The sequence below is a fragment of the Psychrobacter sp. CCUG 69069 genome, from assembly GCF_021023115.1.
Taxonomy (GTDB): Bacteria; Pseudomonadota; Gammaproteobacteria; order Pseudomonadales; family Moraxellaceae; genus Psychrobacter; species Psychrobacter namhaensis.
Genome location: NZ_QQAI01000013.1, coordinates 62,536 through 84,667 on the forward strand (window position 1 = coordinate 62,536; position 22,132 = coordinate 84,667).

Genomic DNA, 22,132 nt, shown 5'->3' on the forward strand with positions numbered 1-22,132 from the left:
TTAAATAACGGTAGAATGGTAGACTAATAATTGTTAATCAAAGCCATCAGTCAGAATATTAAGGAGCCGTCATGCAAGAGATAGAGCTGAAGTTTTTAGTACCCGACTCACGATTAAAAGGGTTGATGCGCCAAGCAAAAGTTAAATCTTCACAGGTGACGCAACTGGCTGCCCACTATTACGACACACCAGATCAACAACTGGCACAAGCTGGTATTGGCCTTCGTATTCGTAAAGAGGGCGATATCTGGGTGCAAACCATTAAGGCGGGCGGTGATGGTATTGCCGCCCGTTTAGAGCATAACGCCGAATTAGACAGTGAGCAGGTACAAGCGATGCTAGACAATAATGCGCTTATGCCTGATTTAACCATCTACAAAGATACTGCAATCGCCCCAGCTTTAGAGGACTTTAAGCTCAAAAAGTTAGCAAAAACACTGACACGATTGTACGTCACTGATGTAGAGCGCACCACAAGATTGCTCACAGAAGACGATAATGATGACACTGATAACCAGATTGAGATGGCATACGATCATGGAGAGATTGTCCATGGTAATGACGACACCCAGCGAAACACGATTCAAGAAATTGAGTTTGAGTTGGTGGCAGGAGATTTAGACTTTTTATTTATGACCGCCAAAACATGGTGTAAGCGCTACAAACTCTGCTTATCTACTGTGACTAAAGCCGAACGCGGTGGCCTGCTCATCAAAAACCAAAGCCACAGTCGCGCGGTTGGCGCTGACCTCAGTCAGCTAAACATCAATAAAAAAATCAGCATGCCCGCCTTTGTACGGGCAGCAGTACATAACTGTTTGTTGCAAATACTGCCGAACAGCAGTGCTATCGTAGCCGGTAGCATGGACAATGAGCACGTTTTACAACTGCATAACGGTATCAATCGTTTGCGTACTGCCATAACGGCGTTTGCCAGTTTCTCTGATGAGATCAATCCTGACTGGCAGCCGATACTCAAGCAAACCGCCACATTACTTAGCGATCATAGAGAACTGACTCATTTGGCAGATCATATCGAGCCTCAGCTACAGGAGCTAGGCTCGCCTGTAGTCGACTGGACAACCGATATCGATGCGCTCAAAATTAAGCCAGTAGACGTGGCACGCGCCAATGACTTTCAGCTCACTTTACTAGAGCTAATCGCCTTTACCATGAGTGACCCAAGCCTTGAACCCCAAGCTGATAAGCCCGCCATTGACAAGCTCACCAAGGTTCTGTCCAAGCAGCATAAAAAATTACTCAAAGTCGATAAGACACTGGTTGATGAAAGCAATGCTGAGGGTGCTGAACCTGATAGCACTGACACACAAAACATTGATGCAGAAGACAATGATGAGGCGCAAGCCCAATATCAGTTGCGCTGTCATATAGAAGAGTTACGCCATATCAGTGAGTTTTCCGTGCCCTTATTTCATAAAAAAGGGTCTAAAAAGACAATCAAACGCTGGCTAAAACGTTTGATAAAAGCGCAAAAGGCGTTAGATCGGGGTCATGCCCACACGCAATACCAACAACATTATCAACTAAAATCAGCATCAGAATCTAATGCCTTATATGGTGCGGGTTGGTTTGCGGCAAAACAAGAAAAAGACGCTAAACGCATCGAAAAACGCTTAGACAAAGTGAGAAACGCCTCGATATTTTGGTAAGTACCCTTAAAAACAATCATCAAAACATCGCGTAAAAAAGACAGCTCGCTTTATAAGGGCTGTCTTTTTTTGGTTTAACTGTTGTTTTTAATGCTAAGACATTAGCTACCCAAACCGAGTACTTTCATGCGCTCACTAACAGGCTGATAGCTTTTTTCTCCAGCAGGCTCACCAATACTGCCGAATGGCATTTGTGCAACCAGCTCCCAGCTCTCTGGAATAGCAAAAGCCGCCGCTGCCTCTTCATCGACAAGCGGATTGTAGTGCTGTAGATTGGCGCCGACATTTAATGTGCGTAGCTCTGTCCACATCGCGTACTGATGCATCGCTGAGGTATGCTGGGCCCAAACAGGGAATTTATCGGCATATAGGGCAAACTTTTCCTGTAGCGACTTAGTCACATTTTTATCTTCATAAAACAGTATCGTGCCAGCCGCGGCACGAAAACCCTCTAGCTTTTGTTTGCTACTAGAAAAATCACCATCACCCACCGCCTCACGTAACTTTTCTTCTGTGATGTCCCACAACTGCTGATGTTGCTCCCCAAACAACACCACTAAGCGCGACGACTGTGAGTTAAAGGCTGAAGGAGTATGCAATAAAACCCGTTCTGCCATATTTACAATCGCTTGCGGCTCTACTGGCAAGTCGCTGCCTAAATCATAGATAGAACGGCGCTCATCAAAGGCTTGCTGTAAGGTGACCAGACTTTCTGTAGACATTATTATTATCCTTATGGTTATAGTTATGATGACTTATCACTATGATGGAACATAAACTGAGTAAACAACGTTCCGCATACCGCATCTAACACTAGTCATTAAGTACAATCCCATTATATCCACACGTTTACTGAAAACTTCACCATATTAAGTATGTTTTATTCATAAATTTGTAAAATGATCTTATCTTATACCACTCAATTAGTGATTGTCGTTCAATCAAAATCAATCAGCAACGATCGTGACTGGCGTCCCTTCTTCAACTTGCTCAAATAGCTCAATAATATCTGTATTACGCATACGCACGCAGCCGTGTGAGAGCGGCACACCCATTGGCTCGCTGTCTGGTGTCCCATGAATATAGATATAGCGCTGATAAGTGTCGCAGCCACCCTGACTGTTACTGCCTGTGTTAATTCCTTTTTCCAAACCTCTTAACCATAAAATACGGCTTAGTATCCAGTCGCGCTCAGGATGCTGCGCACCAAGAGCCGCGCTATATCTCTCCCCAGTCGGCTCGCGTCCCACAAACACGGCATTTATAGGAGAGCGATCGCCTATTTTTTCTGCAATGATATGTTGTCCAAGCGGCGTACAACCGCTATCTTGCTGGCCACCCATACCGTTTTTAGCAGTAGACACTGAGTATTTCGTCACTTCGGTTTGTTGCTGATATATCGTCAACGTCTGCTCAGCAATGTTAATAACTAACTGCTTATCAGTTTTCTGGATATTTTTCATAAGACTTCCCACGGTGGTTCACCGTACGGCGAATAGCGTTATTAAGTAAAATGATAGAAAATTTCTATTATTAAGGGATTGTATCGAGGCATCTGCCCCCGTAAGATAGGGACACACTTTTTGATGCTAGCAGATTATGACGACTATTTCACCGACACGTGTGTCGATGTATGATTTTCTATATCAAGATACTATACCTATGCTGTCCCTGTTGGCAGATGCCGCCCAGCTATCATTACCACAAGCGCGTTTAGCGATGGATGCCAGCTTACAGGCCATTATTAGTGCGCTTCTTTCTTATCATCAGCACCATCAAGGGCAAGCGGTCAGCAAAAAACTGTTTGGACGTAGCGCGGTCAAAGAGCTACGCCAGTATAATTCTATGAATTTTGCGACGATCAACGCGACGTTGTATCATCGCCATGATGCCGCGGACGCCATATTTCATGACAGTGCGCGTGTGATCAAAGCGTGCGATCATATTGCCACAAAAATCGACGTACCAACGCAAAAAATCCAAATTTTACTAACTGCTTTATGCGTGATCGTACTACGCGAACTGGCGATCTTAACAGAATACAGTCAACTTGACAGTGATGAGATTAATAAGTGGTTTGCCTTACAACCACAATTTTTAGCGGCAGCACGCTTTACAGCAGAGCAGACGCCAGCAGTAACTACCACATTACCAGACAATGAGAACGGGAATGACAACGGGTCTGCCGCACTAGCAGCGTCTGTAGAAAACAACGCAGAGAATGTCGCGGAGCATAAACCATTAAACGCTGAGCCGCCATTAATCACCCCGCCACCTTTTGACCCTTACTGGTATGAGCTGACCTCATATCAGCCTAAAAAACAGGACCCCGTCCAAGACATGCAGATGGCAACTGGTAATTATTTAAAAGCCATCGGACGCTCACCTGATAACTTACCGCAAGGACGCCATAATGACACGTTAGTGTTTGCAGAAATGCGCGCCATTACGTTACCACATCAACGCTGGTTGCTACAGCTCGCCAAAATATCTGATATCTATTTAAGTCGCAATCGGCTACGGGTGAACTCTGAACCTGCCAATCCACCAAAACCACCTTTGGTTAGCTTGGGGTTGATCGGTGGTAATAGCGACAATACCCCCACCACGATTAGTGAGAAACCGATTGAATACGAGGCAACAACGCCTCTCTGGAAAAACCCCGTTATACTCATCATTATTCTGGTCATCGGTGTACTGGGTGCCCTCGCTACCCTTAAATACCAAACGCAAAGATCCGATGGTGTTATTCTGGCAACAGAAGAGGTATTAGAGCAAGACGCTATCAATGAGCGTGAGCAACAAGATGTCGCTATTGTCAGGGTAGACGAAGACGAACCTGATAGTGAAGCTGCCGTAAAAGACCACTAGAAAAGAGTGGCAATCCATCATCTGTGTGTAAAAACTGCCTTGATAAAAGCCTAATCGCCATAAAAAAACAGAGGCACTATATTAATAGTGCCTCTGTGTCTTATATAAGTATTAACGCTTTATGAACCACTAAGCCGTTAAAAAGCTTACTTTGATAAGTCGCGACCACGGCTCGCTTCGATCGCCAGACGTAGACCGTTTAGACGGATAAAGCCTTCTGCGTCTTTTTGATCGTAAGCGCCCGCATCATCTTCAAAAGTCGCGATCTTTTCGTCAAATAATGAATCATCTGACTTACGGCCGACGACGCTCACGCTGCCTTTATAGAGCTTCACACGTACGGTACCGTTGACGTATTCTTGCGACTTGTCAATCAATGCTTGCAACATCATCCGCTCAGGGCTGAACCAGTAGCCGTTGTAGATAATTTTTGCATAGCGTGGCATGAGCTCATCTTTTAAATGCGCAGCTTCACGATCTAATGTCAATGACTCAATACCGCGATGGGCTTTGAGCATGATGGTGCCAGCTGGCGTCTCATAGCAACCACGTGACTTCATACCGACGTAACGATTTTCAACGATGTCCAAACGACCAATACCGTGCTTACCACCGATTTCGTTTAACTTAATCATCACCTCATAAGGCTTAAGCGCCTCACCATCGATAGCAACGATGTCACCTTTTTTGTATTCTAGTTCTAGATACTGCGCTTCATCAGGCGCGGCTTCTGGGCTGACAGACCAGCGCCACATGTCTTCTTCTGCTTCGGCATATGGATCTTCTAAAATACCACCTTCATAAGAGATGTGTAGAAGGTTGGCATCCATTGAGTAAGGAGATTTTTTTGTATTGCCCGCATAGTCAATCGCAATATCATGCTCTTTGGCATATTGCATTAAGCTTTCACGGCTCGATAAGTCCCATTCGCGCCAAGGAGCAATCGTCACAACATCTGGTGACAAGGCAACAGCGCCCAGCTCAAAACGTACTTGATCGTTCCCTTTACCGGTCGCACCATGGCTGATGGCATCGGCATTGTGCTCTTTTGCAATCTCAACCAAACGTTTGGCAATCAACGGCCGCGCGATAGAGGTACCTAATAAATACTCACCTTCATAGATGGCATTGGCACGGAACATGGGAAATACGTAATCACGCGCAAATTCTTCACGTAAGTCTTCGATGTAGATATTTTTGATACCCATGGCCTTAGCCTTCGCGCGTGCTGGCTCAACTTCTTCACCCTGACCGATGTCCGCAGTAAAGGTAATCACTTCTGCATCGTAGGTTTCTTGCAGCCATTTAGCAATGATGGAGGTATCGAGGCCACCTGAATATGCCAATACGATTTTATTAATATTTTTTGGATCAAGTTGAGCCATGAATAACTCCTATTATGAAATGTAGTTTTAGTGAAAGCGCTAAGATTCAAACAAAAGATAAATTACTTGCTCAGTGTACATCATATTTACTATAGGCAAAAGTGCCACTGCTATAAGGCGCGAGCTTTTGGCCTAACTTTTGCGTTAGCGCACTATAACCATCTGTATTTAAGTGTTGTTTAATGCAAAAAAGTCATTTATGAATTATGTGTAGATAGTGAGCGGCATATTTAGTCAAGTAGGCAAATCTGTTATGATAAGCACACAGCCCCCCTCCCCTTTATCCCCATATATGACGACACAGAGCGCTACGACATTATGACTGATTCGATTAGAGAATTGACCCTCCTTCAGCCAGACGATTGGCACATTCATCTGCGTGACGGAAAAGCGTTGAGCACGACCGTACCTCACGCTGCAAGCAGCTTTAACCGTGTCATTTGCATGCCAAACCTAGTGCCACCAGTTAAGCATGTCGATGACGCGCTTGCCTATCGTGCCCGTATCGTAGAACAGCTACAGGCCAGTGATCTGAGTGCTGAGCGAAAAGCCGCCTTTGATCCGCGTATGACCTTATATTTAACAGACCACACCAGCGTACAAGATATTGAAATGGCCGCGCGGTCAGGTATCGTCCAAGCAGTCAAGCTCTATCCTGCGGGAGCAACCACCAACTCTGCTGATGGCGTCACCGATATCAATGCTTGCGTCGATGTTTTTGAAGCGCTAGAAAAATACAATTTGCCCTTATTACTCCATGGCGAAGTCACTCAAGATCATGTAGATATTTTCGACCGTGAGAAACGTTTTTTAGATGAGGTATTGGCACAAATTATTGTCAAATTCCCAACGTTAAAAATCGTCATGGAACACATTACCACCAGTGATGCAGCAGATTTTGTCTTGGCCCAAGGCAACCAAATTGCAGCCACCATTACGCCGCAACATCTCATGTTTAACCGCAACCATCTATTGGTCGGTGGCATCAAACCACATTTTTATTGCTTACCTATCTTAAAGCGTGAAAGCCATCAAAGAGTGTTATTAGACGTCGCGACCAGTGGCAACCCAAAGTTCTTCTTAGGCACTGACTCTGCCCCGCATGCGACGGATAAAAAAGAAGCGGCTTGCGGCTGTGCAGGCTGCTATAGCGCTGCCACTGCCTTGCCGCTATACGCCACCGCTTTTGATAGTGTCGGCAAAATAGACAAACTAGAGGGCTTTGCCAGCCGTTTCGGCGCCCAGTTTTATGGCCTACCAGTCCATGAGAGTACAATTACTCTAGTCAACACGCCTATGCAAGTGCCAGCAGACTATCCTTATTTTGATGATGGACGACTCACACCACTGATGGCTGGTGAGATACTACCTTGGTCTCTTAAAGCATAAAGCTGACTAAGTAAGACTGCCCACACTTAATCCTATGATATAAATGACGCCTGCTAGCAAACGGTGTGACTTATATCATAGGATGATTCTTATGTAATTCAATATAACATTACGATTGATAAAAGCGATTTAACCTGATATGACCATTCAAAATAACGCCACCCTATCTGACGGTAACTCAGCAAGTAATTTAGACAACCACGTAGAAAATAATCTCAAGGTTGCTGCAAGCAGTCATACAGAAGAGACGACAACAGCAGAACAAGTGCCAATGAGCTTAAAAGATCGTTTTCGTAAGTTTTTGCCTGTCGTCGTGGATGTTGAGACGGCAGGTTTTAATGCGCAAACGGATGCCCTTTTAGAAATCGCTTGTATTCCTGTACTCCTTAATGAGCAAGGTGTCTTTTATCCAGGTGAGGCCTTTAATGCGCATATAGAGCCTTTTGAAGGCGCAAATTTAGAACCAAGCGCGCTTGCCTTTACGGGTATCGATCCTAAAAACCCACTGCGTAAAGCGATTGCCGAAGATGAAAAAACAGCCCTACGCCGTATTTTTAAGGGCTTAAAAGAAGTGCGCCGTGCTGAAGACTGCCGTCAGTGCGTCTTAATTGGACACAATGCCCATTTTGATTTGGCATTTTTAAATGCGGCGGTGCTACGTACCAACAGCAAAAACCACAATCCTTTTCATAATTTTTCAGTATTTGATACCGTGACCTTATCAGCACTAGCGTTTGGCCAGACAGTGTTGGCACGTGCTTGTAAGGCAGCGGGGCTGGATTTCGATGGTAAAGATGCCCATTCTGCTCTGTATGATACGCAAAAAACTGCCGAGCTGTTTTGTCACATTTTAAATCACTACCCTATGCTAACGAATGCGATGCATGCTGAGCAGACCAAAGAAGAAACGGTCGACAGTGAGAGTAAATAAGTCACTTATCACACATCATATGTTGCTAACCTTTCATAATAGTGCTATTTGTAATACTTGATGACTTTAACATCTTAGTGTTGCAATCAATAGGGATATGATTGGCGTCAGCATAAGCAGGTAAGCCTCTTATCCAAATGTTGAATTGGCGGTTTGGACCAATAGCTCAAAGGTTAGGACGAGTGGTTGACCGGTAAAAATCTACGTTAAAACGATGTCGTCGTACCCTACAGATGGTTTCAGTTGCCCACACTGCCTTGATAGCGAAAGCTCGTATGCTATCGAGGCTTAATAGGAGGGACTTTATCATGGATCCACAGCTCAAATTATGGGGTACTATTCTCGGTTATATGCTGCTCGCGCTGACCATTAGCGCTTGTACTTCTTTATGGATTCGGCACCATTTAAAGCGTAATGACTTGCATCCTCGCCGTGCCATCAAAAAAAGATATTTAATTTTAAAAAGAAGAAGAAAAAGGCTTGACAGAAAACGTGGACGCTATTAGAATACGCACCACTTCAGCATAAATGGTGAAAGCAGTTGAAGTGTTGTTACTAGTCCCCATCGTCTAGAGGCCTAGGACACCGCCCTTTCACGGCGGTAACGGGGGTTCGAATCCCCCTGGGGACGCCACTATTTGGCGTCACTTATTAGCAAGTTTGTAGCAAAGCATTCAATAAGACTAATAAGCGTACCACCAAAAAGCCCAATCACAACGTATCGTGATTGGGCTTTTTTATGCCTGTTTGTTTCTACTCTCTCAGTACCTCTTTTAGCACCGCCAGCTTAGTAACTCTAGCGTCTAACGGTTTACTATAGATCATCCCTAAGATGACGTGACTGTAATTATCCCAATAAAAAAGCCAGCACAGAATGCTGACTTTTACGATCGAATACGATTTATACAACAGCCATTTTTACTTTATAGCAGCAACCAGAGTAACGCTAATACAATTAAGCCACCGAGTATGGTCTGTATTAAGAAAAAGGCCTGATGCTGCCCTACTACCTTACCCAACGTTATACCTAACGTATTGTACTTTATAGGCTGCGTATCCGTATCTCCGCTTCTGACTTGTTCTTCGTAATAGCCTTGCAAAATGTCTAAAAACTGCTGACATTCAGTAGTGTCCCAACGATCGGGCTTAAATGGCATAAATGATTTAAGCTTAGGCTCATTAATCATCCAACGTTCAAGCGTAATAGAGCGTAGTGACCAACCGGCAAAACGGCGTTCTGCCAGTGCTGAAAAATCTAGTATTTGTAAGTCCTTGTGTCGATCATCTACCAACAAGCGATTCTTAAGATTGGTCAATGCTTGCTCAGTACCTTCCACACATTGTAAGAAGTAGCCATTGCCGTAGCAAAGAATACCAGTAATATTATCCACTTTATTATGCTTAATTGCGACTTCTGCGATGTCATTAAGCGTGCTGGAATTTGAAAGACCAGTCGAAGTAATATGGCTCAGATACACAAGCTGGCAGAGATCTGGCGTTACTGGGTTTGTAGAATCATTGATTGTTGACAATCAGCTTCTCCCTATTATTAGGTAAATGTAGCTAAAACAACCATACTAACTTTAGAAAAAAACATAGAGACAAAACCTTTGATCACATCAACTTGGCTTGTATATTATTGATTTTATAAATGTTTATATTAATTGTATTAAGTTGGTTACATCATATGCTAGTTCAGTCATCAAAGCAACATATGTTTATCTTAATTGATTTATTAATAGTACTAAATGGTTGGTCAGATAGCCGTATGTGTGAGCTGGCATACCGTTTGAGCAGCAGTAATAGGGTGAAGGGAAAGTACAATACAGTACTGTAGATAAACTAGGATTGAGCAGCAAGAATCGCTGTTAGGAGTATCGCGTCATCGGGGTACGTCAACTTAATGTTTTGGCGACTACCCGTCACTAAGCGAATCGGCAGACTTAAGTGTTCAAAAGCACTGGCTTCATCGGTAATACTAAGTTGCTGCTTAGCCACATGCGTGAGTACTTGTCTTAACTGTCCTAGTCGGAACACTTGCGGCGTTTGCGCTTGCCACGTGTGCGTGCGGTCGATAGTTTGTTTGATATAAGAGGATGGGGTCTGCTCTATATGATCATGTGTAAGCTCAGATTGCGGACTGGGCGGTGTGTAGGAGAGTTTTAGGGTATCGGCAACTGGGGTCGCTAAGATAGCGCCATACGGCTCTTGCAGCGCGGCTTTAATCACTTTATCAATATCTTGTTGAGGCACCGCTGGACGCGCGGCATCATGGATAAGCACCAAGTCTGAGTCATGCGCACCTGCCCTAATAAGCGCCTCTACCCCTGCTTGCACGGATTGCCAACGCTCTGCTCCACCGCTCGTATATTCAATAGGCAATGCAAAATTAAGCGTCTGCGCCGTATGATCATCTTTTGCAATCACCAATAAACACTGATCAATATAACGACTGCTCGCAAGCCGTGCCACGCTATGTTGTAACAAGGTCTGCCCTTGTAGCTTGGTATATTGTTTGGCGATTGATGCACCAAAACGACTACCGCGACCCGCAGCGACAATCATGGCATGTATATGTGGTGTGGTATTCATAAGGTGGTTTTGATTGATACTCATGGTCAGATTCCATGATGATATGACTGGATTGGATAAAAAGGAAGTTAAAAAAAATCGTACTTTAAATATAAGCAGAAAAAATTATAGGTAATCGTTTATTTTGGAGTAGATAGAATCAATAACGGCTATGGGTTGTCGGCGCTGTTGATACTTGTACAAAGGTTTCATTTGGCTTAATCAAGCCTAAATCTAAACGCGCGTGTTCCTCTACCGCTTCAAGGCCGGTTTTTAGATCATGAACGTCCGTACGCAGCAAGTTATTTGCCGCTACTTGATTGTCATTTAAACGCTGTTGTTCTTCAATCTGGGTCAATAATTTATGATGCTCAAATTGACCGTTTTCACCCAGCCAATACTGGTATTGCAGCCCTAACAGTACAGCGACCGCTAAAGCAAGTAAGATAAATTGGCTAAAGTATTTCATAAAGTATTAACGCCAAGTGATAATAATTAAAATCGAAAATTAGATTAACTTATTAGGCGCTATATCATCTTGCGAATGACAATATAGCGCTTAGCTTTAAGCCTAACTTTTCAACTACTTAGCTGATTAGCCACGTAGACCGATAAACTCTTCACGGCCACGGTAGCTTGCACGTACTTGTTGCTCGATACGTAGTAGCTGGTTGTATTTCGCGACACGGTCTGAGCGGCATAGTGAGCCAGTTTTGATTTGACCCGCTGCTGTACCAACTGCCAAATCTGCAATAGTGCTGTCTTCCGTTTCACCTGAACGATGCGAGATAATCGTTGCATAGCCATTTTTCTTCGCTAGATAAATCGCATCTAGGGTTTCTGACAAGGTGCCGATTTGGTTAAACTTAATCAAAATCGCATTGGCAATATGTTTATCAATGCCTTCTTGCAAAATAGCAGGGTTGGTCACAAACAAATCATCGCCAACCAACTGGACTTTATCACCAATCTGTTCAGTTAGGTATTTCCAGCCATCCCAATCCGACTCATCAAGACCGTCTTCGATAGAGATAATAGGATATTGACGCGTCAAGCCTACGAGGTAATCTGAAAAACCTTGGCTATCAAAGGATTTATTACCCTCGCCTGCCAAGATATATTGACCATCTTTATAAAACTCACTGGCAGCACAGTCTAGAGCCAAATGGATATCATCGCCAGCTTTATAACCGACTTGCTCAATCGCTTGCATGATAACGGTGATGGCTTCTTCATTGCTACGCAAGTTTGGTGCAAAGCCGCCTTCATCGCCGACGGCAGTATTTAAACCCTGTGCTTTTAGGACAGATTTTAAGCTATGAAAAATCTCTGTACCCGCACGCAGCGCTTCTGAGAAGCTGGTAAAACCAACCGGCTCAATCATAAACTCTTGGATATCAACGGTATTGTCTGCGTGCTCGCCACCGTTCAAGATGTTCATCATCGGTACCGGCATGGTCAATGATGTCTGATTGCGCAAGTTTGCGATATATTGATGCAACGGTAGGCTTTGTGACTTAGCAGCTGCTTTTGCCGTTGCCAAAGACACCGCCAACATGGCATTAGCGCCAAGGTTGTCTTTATTTTCTGTACCATCGAGCGCAATCATAGCGTCATCAATCGCTTGCTGTTCGGTGACGTCTTTGTCCATCAGCGCGCTACGAATTTGGCTATTGACATTGGCAACGGCTTTTTTGACGCCTTTACCCATATAGCGACTTTGGTCGCCATCACGTAGCTCAAGCGCTTCACGTGAGCCCGTTGAGGCGCCACTTGGGGCAGCAGCACGGCCAATCGTGCCGTCAGCTAAGATGACATCAGCTTCAATCGTTGGGTTACCGCGCGAGTCTAAAATCTCACGAGCGCGAATGTCTATAATTGCGGCGAAGTTGGTGGTTTCTTCAGCGTACATAATGTCTGTTAATTCCTATGGTCATGCCAAGTTTGAGGGATAAATAACGGCAACTACAATACAAAAAAGGTAAAGCAAAATATCGTATAGCACTTATAGCAAAACCAACAATATCTATTCATATAATTGACTGGTTTCATGCCTTATTAAAGCTTCATCTAATACTTTAACTGTCAGCTATCGTGCTTGGCATCATAGCATAAATTTTGCCAAACTTCCCTTATCTTACCCCAACTTGCGCCCATAAAATGAAATATAGCCTGTAATATCAGCCATTAAAGAGGGGGTGCAATCCCTCTTAACAGCGACGATATGACAGGCGGTTTGGCATTTATGTTTTTGTTAAACGCTTACTGTCAGTCTGAGTATTAGAGACGGTGTTATTTAGCTCAACCTCGGTTTTGAAACGCGTCAGACGTAGCGCATTCATCAATACCGAAATAGAGCTGAGCGCCATCGCTGCGGCAGCAATCATAGGGTTTAAGAAACCAAAAGCGGCCAAAGGAATACCGAGGCAATTATAGATAAAGGCAAAGAATAGATTTTGCTTGATATTGCGCACCGTTGCATTGGCAATTTTTTGCGCCGCATCAATATGCATGAGCGACTCACCCATCAAGCGCGCAGAGGCACTATGCTGAGCAACATCCGTACCCTCAAACATCGCAAAGCTGGCATCGGCGGTTGCCATCGCTGGCGCATCATTGACGCCGTCGCCCGCCATCGCCACTTTGTGACCCGCTGTTTGCAATAGGGCAATTTGGCTCGCCTTATCACGTGGGCTCATTTTACCGTACGCTTGCTCAATACCCAACTGCCCTGCCACATGGTCAACAACCGACTGCTTATCCCCACTCATTAATATAACATTGATACCCGCATCTTGTAGCGCAGTAATTGCCTGCGGCGTGTCGTCTTTTAAATCGTCAGCTAAGGCAAACGCGCCTAGCGGCTCATCGTTGATACTAATGGCGACAGTACTGGCAATTTGCCATACTTTTGGCATCAGTTTTGGCAGGGTTAGATTAGCAAACTCTGCCGTACCAACTTTTACCATGCCTAAGCCTTCGATATTGGCTTGTATACCCGCACCTTTGATGACACTGATATCCGTGACAGTCATCAGTGGTAAGTTACGCTCGCTAGCCGCGTTAATCAACGCCGTCGCTAATGGATGGCTGGCGTGCGCCTCAACACTTGCGGCAATTTGCAGCACATCATCGACGGCAAGCGATTTATCCACCATGACCTGATCGACGATGGTTGGCTTACCGATAGTTAATGTGCCCGTTTTATCGAGTACCACGGTATCAATATTACCTGCCGCCTCTAAGCTTTGCGCGTCTTTAAACCAAACGCCATGACGGGCGGCGACGCCCATACCGGCCATAATAGCCGCTGGCGTTGCCAAACCAAGCGCACATGGGCAAGCAATGACCAACACCGACACCGCATGCATTAAGGCAGTATCAACCATACCCGTTAGCCACCACGTCAGCCCAAAAGTAACCAAGGCAATCGTTACTACCACAGGGACAAAAATAGCCGTTACTCTATCAGCAAGGCGCGCTAGATTGGCTTTTGAGCCTTGCGCATCGCTGAGCGCTTGTACCATGTCACCGAGCTTGGTATCGCTGCCCTTTGCACTGACACGGTATAGTAGGCTGCCATTTTCTACCAAAGCCCCTGCCAACAAGCCATCGCCCACTTCTTTTTTTAGTGGCACGGACTCCCCCGTTAAATGACTCTCCACGCACCAGCCGCTACCGTCAATCACTGTCCCATCGGTTGCAACACGGCTGCCTTGCTTTGCGCGCAAAATATCACCCACTTGTATGTCTTTAAGAGCAACATTATGAAAGTCACCGTTTGGTTGCTGCTGCTCAACCTCATCGGGGGTCAATGACAACAGCAAATCAATGCTGTTTAAACTGTGCTTTTTGGTGCGTTCTTCTAGATATTTACCAGTGCGCACAAAAGCAATGACCATCACTCCTGCTTCAAAATACACAGCTGGGCTGTTACTCACCCCATGACCGCCAGCATGACTGTTTTGCAGCAAACTGTTTAAGCTGCCATCGCCATGAGTCAGCCACAAGTAGGTTGAATAAGCCCAAATCGTCACCGTGCCAATGACGACCAGCACATCCATATTGGCAAGGCCGCCTTTGATAGACGCCCAAGCGCTTTTATAGAACGGCAAGGCAAAGCCAAACTGTACAATCGTCGCTAAGACAAACTGTATCCAAATAGGCGGCATCCACGCCATACCCTGACCGATAAGCATGCCCGCCATACCAACTAAAAATGGCAGTAAACAAATCCACAAACCAATCAATCGCCATGGGTATTGGGTGGCTGTGTCTTCATCCGCCTGTGAAAACAAACTATCGGCTGCCTGCAAATTGGCAACAAAACCCGTTTTGTTCACCCATTCTGTGATCTGCTCTGGTGTCGTCTGCGCCGGATCATAGTCCACATTGGCGGTCTCTCCTGCAAAGTTCACATTCACGTCATACACTGAAGGCTTTTTATTAAGTACCTTCTCAATACGTGACGCACAAGCCTGACAGCTCATACCATCGATCGCCAGCTGTAGATGCGCTCGCTGCGGTGTCAGTTGCGTACTGGATTGAATATCAGTGTCGACATCGTAAGGGTTAGGATTGTCGGTACGGGTAGAATCATTCATAAAGAGCACTCGCCATAGCATTTATAAATTGGTATGGGTATAAAAATATCAGTGGATGGAGGAGTCTAAATCAACCAGTGGCTCACGCTAAATTTAGTGTTTGTTTTTTAATTATGTAGGCCGAGTTGAGCAGTCACAAGCAGACAACGCTAATTGCGACTAATTTTTAACCACTAAAAAACCAGCCATGATAGCTGGTTTTTTAAGTGAACGACAAAATCTACGAATTAGCCACTGTGGCATCAAATCCAGCGTCATCGATTGCAGAAGCAATGGCCTCTATACTGGTCTTGCTATCATCAAAAGTCACTGTCGCTAGCTTATCAGCCAGATCAACCGTGATCGTGTCTATGCCGTCAATATCAGCAGTAGCAGTATGGACGCTTGCCACACAGCCCCCGCAAGTCATGCCGTCAATTTGAATAATACGTGTTTGGCTTGCCATGTCAGGCTCCTTATTTTTATGAATACATAAACTGCTTTTATAATGGACTTTTACAGACCTATTAAAAAAGCACTAAACTAGCATAAGCCGAATTGCCATCAACAACAAGGCTATTTGGTTGTTCATTTATTAAGAAAACCCGACTTAGCAGACTCTGACAACCCTATTTAATTATCATAACGTGGGTTTTGCGGGGCATCGATAGGAAACGGTTGGGTCACATAATCAACCATACTAATCGCCGCCGTCAAAGCATGAATACTGGTATCTGTATCATCATAGCGTACGGTTGCGATGTTACTCGCTTTATCCAGCTCAATAGCCGTCACGCCTGAGATATTTTTTAACGCCGTCATGATGCTATCGATCCCTTCGGCATCATCAATGTTTTCGATACTTACCTGCGCCATTCGCATCGCCATCGTTTTCTCCTAATATCATTAAGGGTATAGTCAATTCTAAATAAAATAGAGACATCACATTCTGACGTGGAACTGGAATAAATTTTTCTGGCGTGCTGTGCCTGCGCAGACAGAGGCTGCAAAAAATTCATCCAGTCCCACTGTATCGCTTTTATACTGAACTCACTATATTAATGAGTATCGAGTGTCTCAAAACCCTTGACCAAATCATCTATCTGCTTAAGCTGACGCAAAAACGGCTCTAACTGGCTCATTCTCAAGGCACAGGGACCATCGCATTTTGCCACTTCTGGATTTGGATGCGCCTCTAAAAACAGTCCGGCCAATCCGGTTGCCATACCCGCACGTGCCAGCGTGGTAATTTGCTCTCGGCGTCCCCCCGCACTATCACTACGTGCCCCTGGTTGCTGCAAGCTATGCGTCACATCAAAGAAGACAGGGATATTCATTTGCTTCATCGTATCAAAGCCAAGCATATCCACCACAAGGTTGTTATAGCCAAAGGCACTACCGCGCTCACAAAGTATGAGTTTATCGTTACCACCTTCAAGGCATTTATTGACAATATGGCGCATCTCATGTGGCGCTAAGAACTGGGCTTTTTTGATGTTGATAATCGCATCCGTCTTAGCCATCGCATGCACCAAATCTGTCTGACGGGATAAAAACGCAGGCAGCTGGATAATATCGGCAACTTCAGCGACTGGTGCTGCTTGATGGGGCTCATGTACGTCTGTAATAATCGGTACTTGATATTTCTCTTTGATTTGTCCGAGCCAATCGATACCTTGCGCGAGTCCAGGGCCACGATAAGAGTGCAGGCTTGAGCGATTGGCCTTGTCAAAGCTGGCTTTAAACACATAACCGATACCCAAGCGTTGACATATCTCAACGTATTGCTCGGCAATCTCGAACGCAAGCTCTTTGGACTCTAAGACATTCATACCACCAAACAACACAAATGGCTGATCATTACCAATGTTGATGATGTTATGATCAGGCGTCTTAAGCGCAATGTGTGACTGTGCTGTCAATAAGTTTTCCATTCAGCCGTTTTCCTCTTTATTGTTATCAATGGTTCTATCTTATATTGTAACCGATAGCGCCGTTAAAAAAAGTGTTCAAGCGTAATTCCCTACCGTCAATGGCTATAAAGCGATCAATCACAGGAGTTACCACAAGTGAACGACCGTACCCCACCCTAAATACGGGCTAAAAAAAAGACCGATCCGAAGATCAGTCTTTTTTAGGATAGGCAAAGTGGGACTACTTCAAAAATTACTTGGCTTCGCTAAAATTTTTCGCCGCTTTTACAAAGCTATTAAACAGTGGGTGACCACCGCGTGGAGAGCTAGTAAATTCAGGATGGAACTGTACTGCGATAAACCATGGATGCTCGCTAATCTCAACCGACTCTACCAGATGCTGCTTAGCAGAATAACCAGATATCGCCATACCTGCTTGCTCTAATGGCTCGATATAGCGGTTATTCATCTCGTAACGATGGCGATGACGCTCAGTAATATTAACTGCACCATAGATTTGAGCAAGCTTGCTACCAGCGACCAATTCGGCTTGCTGTGCGCCTAGACGCATGGTACCACCAAGGTCAGAGTCATCACTACGAATCTGTAGCTCACCGCGCTCATCTAACCATTCAGTGATGAGGCCAATAATAGGCTCTGCCGTTTTGCGATCAAATTCAGAAGAGTTGGCATTAATCTGAAGTACGTTACGCGCGTACTCAATCACAGCCAGCTGCATACCAAGGCAGATACCCAAATACGGCACATGGTTTTCACGCGCATAAGTAATGGCTTTTATTTTACCATTGGTACCGCGCTCACCAAAACCGCCCGGCACTAAAATCGCATCGGCATCGCTCAGACGGGCAAATAACTGCTCATCGCTTTCTAAAAGCTCGGCATCAATGTAGTCGATTTTGACGTCGGCTTTATGCGTGATACCAGCATGTAGCAATGCTTCATTGATAGACTTATAGGCATCAGGCAGCTCGACATACTTACCGACCATCGCAACAGTAAGCGTTGCTTCAGGATTCAACTGAGCTTCCACCACTTTGTCCCAATCACTCAAATCAGCTTCTGGCACATCAAGGCCAAAACGCTCACAGATCAAATCATCAAGGTCTTGCTCGTGCAGCGTACGGGGTATTTGATAAATGCTTTGCGCATCTTCACACATAATGACCGCACGCTCTTCAACGTTGGTGAACAGCGCAATCTTACGACGATTGTCTTGTGAGATATGATGATCAGAGCGGCAGATTAAGATATCAGGCTGCAAACCGATAGACCGCAGCTCTTTTACCGAATGCTGTGTTGGTTTGGTTTTGGTCTCACCCGCACTAGCGATATAAGGCACCAGCGTTAGATGCATGAGCATAGCGCGATTGCGTCCAAGCTCTACTTGCATTTGGCGTACCGCTTCCATAAAAGGAAGTGACTCGATATCACCAACTGTACCGCCAATTTCGATAATGGCGATGTCGTAGCCTTGGCCACTGGCAAGGATTTTACTTTTGATTTCATCAGTGATATGCGGAATCACCTGTACCGTACCGCCCAAATATTCACCGCGGCGCTCTTTATTCAAAACGTTCTGATAGATACGGCCACTGGTAAAGTTATTGCTCTTACTCATCTTAGAGTGGCGTAAGAAGCGCTCATAGTAGCCTAAATCCAAATCGGTCTCAGCGCCATCTTCGGTGACGAACACTTCGCCATGTTGAAATGGGCTCATCGTACCTGGATCGACGTTGATATACGGATCCATTTTGGTCATCGTCACGCTCACGCCGCGTGCTTCAAGCACTGCTGCAAGAGAGGCTGCGGTAATACCTTTTCCTAGTGAGGACACTACCCCACCGGTCACAAATATAAACTTGGTCATAGTACTCTGTCGGTAATTGGTAAAGAAGGATTTTACTAAAAATACGCCACAAAATATAGGGCAAAAGCGCAAACTCTTTAAAACACTCAGTTTTTAACGCTTAATTGTCATAAGTGCGTAATCATCGTAAATACGTAGCTATTATAACCCACTGCGGCTTTAAAAAGGTCACAACAAAAAAACTCACCCCGAAGGATGAGTTTTTTATAATACGTTTTCTAATGTTTAGATTAGAATTTGTATTCTAGACCAGCACCGACCACGAAGACGCTAGCATCACCACGCGCTCTGACAAGAATATCTTTATCACCGTCATCTTGACCAGCAATGAAAAGATCATTTTTTAAGTCTGCAGTGTTATTACCGACATAAGCATGTGCAATTATATTCTTTCTAAAGCTATATTTACCGCCTACGACGATTTGATCTGAATTATTTTCATTAATGCCTCTTAAGTTATCCGTTTTATTGTACTGTGCATATATTGAGGCTGGACGAGCGAGGTTACTTAGACCCATCTCAGCACTTAATATCAATCCTTTTTCAGTTTCATTAGTATCATCAAAATCAGCTTGTTGGTATAGAGCGCCCACTTTTACTGGATAAGCAACATAATTACTTAGATCGACAGTAGCCGTCCCACGGATCATATCGCCGCCCGTATTAGTACTACTGGGATTTTTAGTAGCCAGATCACTCTGATAAGCAACACCAGCCGTAAAGCCATTGCCTGGATTAAATAGTAATGAGGCACCATAGCCGCTGTCACGACTATTATCGTCAGATATAAAGTCTTCATCAGCACCATACTGCAACGCAAGCTCTAATGGTAACTCATTGTATTTAGGCGCTTTCCAGACGATAGAGTTATTAACTCGGTAACCATCAGCTAAGGTTAAAGCATTGGCTAGTGTATTTTTGCTTAAACTACTAGCACCCACATTGTCCCAGTAACCTTCATTGACCGTGACATTATCGATATAATCAACGACTGAGTAGTTACGACCAAAGCGGAATTCGCCAAGGTCTTTATTCTTTAGACCCAGATAAGTATCACGGCTTTTAAAACCGATGTTACTGCTGCCACTATCATCAACCTTGATTCCATACTCTAATTGGTAGATCACATCAGTATTGGCAGTCATGGCTTCAGAACCTTTGAAACCAATACGTGAAGATTTTGATGCGATTTCTACTGAACTGTTGTCTTCATTAATGCTTATACTACTATCGTCCATAGCTTCTCGTTCGAATGAAGCATTGACATAGTTGGCGGTAACAAATGCTTTGCCATAAACAGTCGGTGCCGCTTGAGCTGTAGATACTAATAGCATTGCGACTGATGAGGCTAAAAATAGTTTTTTCAAAAGACATCTCCACTTTACAATTTTTTTGATAAATTGGCTAAGATTGGCCGATATATATAATAGCAGGGTGACTACCCTATAGAACATTTATATATATGAGCTAGAAGCATTACTTAGACACAACTTTACCAACCAAATATTACAGTAAGGTGAAAAAACCAAAATTTACACAAATGTTATTATTAATTTTACGGATTCTGTTATTTAAGACACGCTGTTGTTCAAGACACAGTATTGATTACAAAACAAAAAAACCCACCCCGAAGGATGAGTTTTTTATAATACGTTTCTAATGGTTAGATTAGAATAAGTATTCTAGACCGCCACCGATAGCGAGTACATCAATATCACCACGTAAGTCGATTTCATTAACATTGCCGTCTTCGTCTCTCGAACCAAAACGACCATTGTTTAATTCCGCTGAATTTAGACCAGCATAGGCATGAGCGATCATATTATTTTTAAACGCATATTTGCCACCTACAACGACTTGATTTGAGTCATTATTCTCAAGACCACTGATATTGTCGGTTTTGTCATACTGAATATAAACAGAGGCTGGACGGGCAAAATTCGAAAGACCCATTTCAGCACTCACCACTAAACCGTCCTCTGTTGCAGTAGTAGTACCGGCATAGTCAGCTTCTTGATATAGAACGCCTAACTTTACAGGAGCTGCGATATATTTACCTAAATCGACGCTAGCACTGCCACGGATAATATCACCACTAACACTCATGTCTTGCTCATAAGCAATACCAGCGGTAATGCCTGTACCTGGATCAAACATCAATGAGGCACCATAGCCTGCGTCACGATCACTCTCAGATATAAAGTCTTCATCAGCACCATACATCAGCGCAAGCGCTAATGGTAGGTCATTGTATTTAGGCGCTTTCCAAACGATTGAATTATTGATACGGTTACCAACGGTCGGGGTCAAAATATTAGCAAAGCTGTCGTTGTTGTTCAGAGTACTAGAGCCAAGATTATCCCAATAACCTTCATTAACTGATACGTTATTGATATAGTCAATGACTGTGTAGTTACGACCAAAGCGGAATTCACCGAAGTCTTTATTTTTTAAACCTAAATAAGTATCACGACTTTTGAAGCCAATGTTATCGCTACCACTATCATCAACTTTAACGCCGTACTCTAATTGGTAAATTACGTCAGTGTTGGCCGTTATCGCTTCAGAGCCTCTGAAGCCTAAACGTGAAAGATTAGAATTAACTTGTAATGAACCGTTGTCTTCATTAATTCTGTTATTATTATCCATATTCTGACCATCAATTTCAGCATTAACGTAATCAGTAGTAACGAATACTTTACCATAGACAGTTGGAGCGGCATTGGCTGCAGAAACAGATAGAGCAGCAACGGCTGTAGCTAAAAGTAGTTTTTTCATGGGGGTATCTCCACTTTACAATTTTAACCCCACTCTCAACTTCGAAAGTGATTGAAAAAAGAAGAGCACCTCACTAATCTATTGTTTTCGACCAAGAATACAATGGAGTTGTGAGATGCCCATAGACGAATTTATCATCAATATCTATTTAAT

At 44.1% G+C, this 22,132-nt stretch carries 19 protein-coding genes and 1 tRNA gene; 6 read left to right on the forward strand and 14 right to left on the reverse strand.

The annotated features are described in order from the left end of the window. The first annotated feature begins 71 nt into the window (after positions 1 to 71). A complete protein-coding gene (locus DVY93_RS09420; RefSeq protein ID WP_230710511.1) occupies positions 72 to 1,670 on the forward strand; it encodes a CYTH and CHAD domain-containing protein in 1,599 nt (532 codons plus the stop codon). 101 nt (positions 1,671 to 1,771) lie between these two features. Here DVY93_RS09420 and DVY93_RS09425 read toward each other — a convergent pair whose 3' ends face one another. Together DVY93_RS09425 and DVY93_RS09430 are read right to left on the reverse strand one after the other, a co-directional pair. Continuing rightward, positions 1,772 to 2,392: a nitroreductase family protein gene (locus DVY93_RS09425; protein WP_230710512.1), complete on the reverse strand. Its 621-nt coding sequence runs from the start codon at positions 2,390 to 2,392 to the stop codon at positions 1,772 to 1,774. Between the two features lie 225 nt (positions 2,393 to 2,617). Continuing rightward, positions 2,618 to 3,133 carry a L,D-transpeptidase gene (locus DVY93_RS09430; protein WP_230710513.1) on the reverse strand — a complete coding sequence of 172 codons (516 nt, stop codon included), beginning with the start codon at positions 3,131 to 3,133 and terminating at the stop codon, positions 2,618 to 2,620. Positions 3,134 to 3,269: 136 nt separating this feature from the next. On the opposite strand from DVY93_RS09430, the gene DVY93_RS09435 reads away from it, so the two are divergent. Continuing rightward, positions 3,270 to 4,541, forward strand: coding sequence for a hypothetical protein (locus DVY93_RS09435; RefSeq protein WP_230710514.1), 1,272 nt, complete (start codon positions 3,270 to 3,272; stop codon positions 4,539 to 4,541). A 146-nt stretch (positions 4,542 to 4,687) separates the two neighbouring features. Here DVY93_RS09435 and DVY93_RS09440 read toward each other — a convergent pair whose 3' ends face one another. Continuing rightward, positions 4,688 to 5,926, reverse strand: coding sequence for an argininosuccinate synthase (locus tag DVY93_RS09440; RefSeq protein ID WP_230710515.1), 1,239 nt, complete (start codon positions 5,924 to 5,926; stop codon positions 4,688 to 4,690). Positions 5,927 to 6,244: 318 nt separating this feature from the next. Here DVY93_RS09440 and pyrC point away from each other — a divergent pair, with 318 nt between their 5' ends. The 4 genes from pyrC to DVY93_RS09460 all read left to right on the forward strand — a co-directional run bounded on the left by pyrC (position 6,245) and on the right by DVY93_RS09460 (position 8,880). Then, the gene (gene pyrC / locus DVY93_RS09445) at positions 6,245 to 7,315 is read left to right on the forward strand and encodes a dihydroorotase (RefSeq protein WP_230710516.1); all 1,071 of its coding nucleotides are present in this window, start codon (positions 6,245 to 6,247) and stop codon (positions 7,313 to 7,315) included. Positions 7,316 to 7,586: 271 nt separating this feature from the next. Continuing rightward, positions 7,587 to 8,246, forward strand: coding sequence for a ribonuclease T (gene rnt, locus DVY93_RS09450; protein ID WP_193006131.1), 660 nt, complete (start codon positions 7,587 to 7,589; stop codon positions 8,244 to 8,246). A 308-nt stretch (positions 8,247 to 8,554) separates the two neighbouring features. Next, positions 8,555 to 8,752, forward strand: a complete 198-nt coding sequence (locus DVY93_RS09455) for a hypothetical protein (RefSeq protein ID WP_193006109.1) — start codon at positions 8,555 to 8,557, stop codon at positions 8,750 to 8,752. Between the two features lie 52 nt (positions 8,753 to 8,804). Beyond that, positions 8,805 to 8,880, forward strand: a tRNA-Glu gene (locus tag DVY93_RS09460). A 289-nt stretch (positions 8,881 to 9,169) separates the two neighbouring features. On the opposite strand, the gene DVY93_RS09465 is transcribed toward DVY93_RS09460, so the two are convergent. From DVY93_RS09465 to DVY93_RS09515, 11 genes are all read right to left on the reverse strand, one after another. Further along, positions 9,170 to 9,778, reverse strand: a complete 609-nt coding sequence (locus DVY93_RS09465; protein ID WP_193006108.1) for a BLUF domain-containing protein — start codon at positions 9,776 to 9,778, stop codon at positions 9,170 to 9,172. 310 nt (positions 9,779 to 10,088) lie between these two features. Next, the gene (gene ispD / locus DVY93_RS09470; protein ID WP_230710517.1) at positions 10,089 to 10,862 is read right to left on the reverse strand and encodes a 2-C-methyl-D-erythritol 4-phosphate cytidylyltransferase; all 774 of its coding nucleotides are present in this window, start codon (positions 10,860 to 10,862) and stop codon (positions 10,089 to 10,091) included. Between the two features lie 115 nt (positions 10,863 to 10,977). Next, positions 10,978 to 11,286: an FtsB family cell division protein gene (locus DVY93_RS09475; protein ID WP_068407112.1), complete on the reverse strand. Its 309-nt coding sequence runs from the start codon at positions 11,284 to 11,286 to the stop codon at positions 10,978 to 10,980. A 126-nt stretch (positions 11,287 to 11,412) separates the two neighbouring features. After that, positions 11,413 to 12,729 carry a phosphopyruvate hydratase gene (gene eno / locus DVY93_RS09480; RefSeq protein ID WP_230710518.1) on the reverse strand — a complete coding sequence of 439 codons (1,317 nt, stop codon included), beginning with the start codon at positions 12,727 to 12,729 and terminating at the stop codon, positions 11,413 to 11,415. A 331-nt stretch (positions 12,730 to 13,060) separates the two neighbouring features. Next, the gene (locus tag DVY93_RS09485) at positions 13,061 to 15,421 is read right to left on the reverse strand and encodes a heavy metal translocating P-type ATPase (RefSeq protein ID WP_230710519.1); all 2,361 of its coding nucleotides are present in this window, start codon (positions 15,419 to 15,421) and stop codon (positions 13,061 to 13,063) included. A gap of 220 nt (positions 15,422 to 15,641) precedes the next feature. Further along, positions 15,642 to 15,866, reverse strand: a complete 225-nt coding sequence (locus DVY93_RS09490) for a heavy-metal-associated domain-containing protein (protein WP_193006105.1) — start codon at positions 15,864 to 15,866, stop codon at positions 15,642 to 15,644. A 167-nt stretch (positions 15,867 to 16,033) separates the two neighbouring features. Continuing rightward, entirely contained in the window at positions 16,034 to 16,288 is a 255-nt protein-coding gene (locus tag DVY93_RS09495) for a heavy-metal-associated domain-containing protein (RefSeq protein WP_193006104.1), read from the reverse strand. 170 nt (positions 16,289 to 16,458) lie between these two features. Continuing rightward, the gene (gene kdsA / locus DVY93_RS09500; protein WP_230710521.1) at positions 16,459 to 17,334 is read right to left on the reverse strand and encodes a 3-deoxy-8-phosphooctulonate synthase; all 876 of its coding nucleotides are present in this window, start codon (positions 17,332 to 17,334) and stop codon (positions 16,459 to 16,461) included. 232 nt (positions 17,335 to 17,566) lie between these two features. Next, positions 17,567 to 19,201, reverse strand: a complete 1,635-nt coding sequence (locus tag DVY93_RS09505) for a CTP synthase (protein WP_230710522.1) — start codon at positions 19,199 to 19,201, stop codon at positions 17,567 to 17,569. Between the two features lie 230 nt (positions 19,202 to 19,431). Then, complete coding sequence (locus DVY93_RS09510) at positions 19,432 to 20,568, reverse strand: porin (protein ID WP_068036869.1); 1,137 nt, start codon at positions 20,566 to 20,568, stop codon at positions 19,432 to 19,434. A 301-nt stretch (positions 20,569 to 20,869) separates the two neighbouring features. Beyond that, the gene (locus DVY93_RS09515) at positions 20,870 to 21,979 is read right to left on the reverse strand and encodes a porin (RefSeq protein ID WP_230710523.1); all 1,110 of its coding nucleotides are present in this window, start codon (positions 21,977 to 21,979) and stop codon (positions 20,870 to 20,872) included. Between the last annotated feature and the right edge of the window lie 153 nt (positions 21,980 to 22,132).